This is a genomic window from Peribacillus sp. YIM B13482 (assembly GCF_042787975.1).
Classification (GTDB): Bacteria; Bacillota; Bacilli; order Bacillales; family DSM-1321; genus Peribacillus; species Peribacillus simplex_A.
The window spans coordinates 1-3,371 of record NZ_JBHZPF010000124.1 but is presented as its reverse complement, the minus strand read 5'-3'; the positions used below and the strand labels follow the sequence as shown (position 1 = coordinate 3,371).

Annotated in this window: 4 protein-coding genes; 2 read left to right on the top strand and 2 right to left on the bottom strand. The window is 31.6% G+C overall.

Annotated features, from left to right (window positions below):
* The first annotated feature begins 233 nt into the window (after positions 1 to 233).
* Positions 234 to 368: a hypothetical protein gene (locus ACFX4L_RS25165; protein ID WP_269083778.1), complete on the top strand. Its 135-nt coding sequence runs from the start codon at positions 234 to 236 to the stop codon at positions 366 to 368.
* Between the two features lie 456 nt (positions 369 to 824).
* Here ACFX4L_RS25165 and dut read toward each other — a convergent pair whose 3' ends face one another.
* Complete coding sequence (dut, locus tag ACFX4L_RS25160) at positions 825 to 1,256, bottom strand: dUTP diphosphatase (RefSeq protein WP_377406645.1); 432 nt, start codon at positions 1,254 to 1,256, stop codon at positions 825 to 827.
* 15 nt (positions 1,257 to 1,271) lie between these two features.
* On the bottom strand, positions 1,272 to 1,856 hold the full coding sequence (locus ACFX4L_RS25155; protein ID WP_377406643.1) for a hypothetical protein: 585 nt from the start codon (positions 1,854 to 1,856) through the stop codon (positions 1,272 to 1,274).
* Between the two features lie 570 nt (positions 1,857 to 2,426).
* Here ACFX4L_RS25155 and ACFX4L_RS25150 point away from each other — a divergent pair.
* Positions 2,427 to 3,200, top strand: coding sequence for an abortive infection family protein (locus ACFX4L_RS25150; RefSeq protein WP_377406641.1), 774 nt, complete (start codon positions 2,427 to 2,429; stop codon positions 3,198 to 3,200).
* The last annotated feature ends 171 nt before the right edge of the window (positions 3,201 to 3,371 follow it).

The window sequence follows — 3,371 nt, the reverse complement described above, 5'->3', positions numbered from 1 at the left end:
GTTGAGAAATTGGGCTTTTTATATTTATAGTGCAAAATAGCGCTTGAAATATATGCAAAATAACTCCCAAAGTGACAGAGGGGGAATTAAGGTGTTTTTTCAAGTCTCTAGAACTTGTAAGTTTTAGACGAGTTTTGGAATATAGATAGAAGATGTGCAATCTAAAAATAGAAAATGTCTGTTATTCCAGAAAAGGGCCAGATTGTTTAGTAGTTTTAGGGAGGTGTTAAAAGATGGAATGGTTTACTTTTTTTGTTTTTCCAGCATTCACTTTAGGTGGAATAGCTTTAGGGCTCGCCCTTCACTCAATCAAAAAAATAAAGAACATGGAAAGGAGAGTTGAGGAATTAGAAAATAAAAATAAATAAATCTATGACTTTTGTCAATAAAGTTTCCCAGCTAAACTTTAAGTGGATTTTTACAATGATTATTCCATAAAAGGGCGCTTTTCTTGAGGAACGATAAAGCCCAATTTTAAGTTAAAAATGAGAAATTGGGCTTTTTTATATTTGCTTATAGTGCAAAATAACTCCTAAAGTGACAAGGGGAATTGAGGTGTTTTTTCAAGTCTCTAGAACTTATAAGTTTTAGACTGTTATCTAATAAAAATCAACACCAATAAAAAAGCACCCCCGAAGAATGCTTTAACAAATTAAAACTCCACTAATCCCATTTGAAGTAACAAAAAGAATAATTAATATTTGTAAAATAAATGAGAACAGTGAACAGACAAAGCCAATGGAATCCAGAATTCCATTGGCCTTATTCTGATGCTTTATGTAAACTAGCGTGCGTGATTATTAAGAACATCCATTTTTAAGATGTTATCTAATACCTGATGACCCAAAGCCACCTTCGTTTCTAGCTGTTACTGATAATTTACTAACCTCATTAATTACCACTTTATATGTAGGTTGTATTACCATTTGAGCGATTCTCATTCCAACTTCAATATGAAATGCATCTTTCCCGTGATTAATTAAAATAACTCCAATTTCTCCTCTGTAACCTTCATCTATGGTTCCAGGACTATTTAAAACTGTTATAGAGTGTTTTAAAGCTAATCCACTCCTAGGTCTAATTTGAGCCTCTGTATTCTTTGGTAACCCGATTTTTATACCTGTTTTTAATAATGATGTTTCTCCAGGTTGTAATAATTTTTCCTCAACTGAATATAGATCCATCCCTGCATCTGCTGGATGTGCATATTCAGGAACTTTTGCAAGTGGATGGGTTTTTAATACTTTTATATTCATTATAGTATCCCCTTTTTATGACAGTAATTTCGATCTTAAGTGAGGTTCAACAGCTATACCTATGGGAATAACTACTGAAGACATAACAGCAATAAATGCTAATGAATTTGGATCAGAATGCTTAATGGCTTGAAAGCCTGAAACAATCAATAACAAAGTAATAACGGAATATACACCCAGTATACCTATATAAAACCAATAATTTCGCTTAAGTATATCATTATTTATTTTAAGGGCATCTTCAATTGCTTCATTTACTATTTCATTTGCAAACCTAATATATTTTTGATTGAATTCTTTGATTTTCGAATCTCTATCTTCTGCTGTACTTTTACCTATATTTACTTGGACCTCTTCAAAATTTCTTATTTTATCCACTACTTTTGATAATTGCTGAAATTTCTTATCCCTTTTTGTTCTTTTTATATCTCGAAGGATATCAATTCTACTTGGTGGATTATCATGTACTCCTTCTGCCGGAGACAACGTTTCATTTAAAATTAAAGTAACAAAAGTATTATATTTAGTTCCTCCCTCTGTATCTTTCGCAATACTTAATTTTAACTTTTTGCTAGTAGGATTATTTAACGAAATTAACAAAGGTCCTTCCCAATGGGGGTCTAATGTTGTAGATATATGTCCGAATCTCTTAGATACAATACCTACTTTAGAGTGAAAGGTTCCATTGAATTTATTAGAGATCCATACAGCTTCTCTCGTTAAAATTAAAACAGTATCATTTGGTTCAATGAAACAATATATTTCATTGGTTGCTTCGTCTTTTATGATTTTTGTAAGTAAGTTGTTGTTTATGGAATAAATAAATTTAGTGAAAGAAAGATTATAACCAACAGGCGATAAATTATCTTTATTAAAGGGACAGATGACTAGCTATTTACTTTCAATATTTTCTAAAATGTCAGTGTCTGATAAAACACCAGATTTTGTAAGGGTTAAAGGTTTGGTAGTCAAATTTTAATCCTCCATTCATAATTGACTATATTCTACATTTTTTACCTTTTCCCTCTTAATTAACGTAAAAGAAGAAGTTCTTTAGTTTCAAACTTGAATTTGTTTAAGGGTAAATTTACTTACAAGATTTTAACAACGCAGGGATTACATGGTATAATGTAATTGCAAAATTACGGTAATAAACAGGGGGAACAAGATTTGAAGGCTATTGAAAGTATAATGAAAGCTAAAACCGATATTACAAGTTTTATTAATAGTCAGAATAATACTAGTCCTCTGTTAGATGATGAAAATTTCCTAAATACCCGTAGAATTATTAAAAGGCTATGCAAAGAGGAAAAAATTGAGGTGCCTTCATTTATTAGTGAATGTAGAAGCATTGAAGAAGCTGTTGACGAATTATTTAGTGATGGATCTGCGAGTTACATCCAAATAAATTACATTAACAAACAGTTTAACAAGTTTATAGATTATTTAGAAGATCGTCAGTTTGACGTACAAATCGTACATGTAGAATGCGAAGTACCCGAAGAGTTAACGTTTGAACATATATTAGAATCTATAGCAAAATGTGAAAATCGTATTAACACAAAAGACTATTCAGGAGCAGTTACAAGTGCAAAAACGTTAGTAGAGGGCGTATGCAAGGAAATACTACATAAATTTCCTGATGTGACAATTGGGAATAAAACGGATTTACCTCAGTTATTTACTAAGGTGCGTCAAAAGTTAAACCTTGACCCGGGAGATCCAAAATTGGATAAGCAGTTAAAAGAAGTAATTTCAGGGTTAATTAAAATTGTAAATGGTATTTCTGAAGTACGAAATTCATATGGAGATTCCCATTTATCTAACGAGATAATTAAAGAACATCATTCGTTAGTAGTAGTTAATTCTGCAAAAACAGTTGTAACTTTCTTATTTAAAACTTACGAATATCAACTTGAAAGAGGTATTTTAGTAATAGCATAAATGGTAGAAAGGCAGTTTATGTCCTATATGGACAAAGATGGACAATAAATGTGGGCTGCCTATTTAGTTAGCCTAAAAAAGAGACAGCCGATATTGAACTGTGCCCCATTTTACGGACAGTAGAAAAAAGTGCCTAAGCAGCTAATAAATGGTCCCGGTATTGTACCGGGG

Coding starts and splice junctions, on each gene's coding strand:
- ACFX4L_RS25165 (WP_269083778.1), top strand. CDS start 234: ATGGAATGGTTTACTTTTTTTGTTTTTCCAGCATTCACTTTAGGTGGA.
- dut (WP_377406645.1), bottom strand. CDS start 1,256: ATGAATATAAAAGTATTAAAAACCCATCCACTTGCAAAAGTTCCTGAA.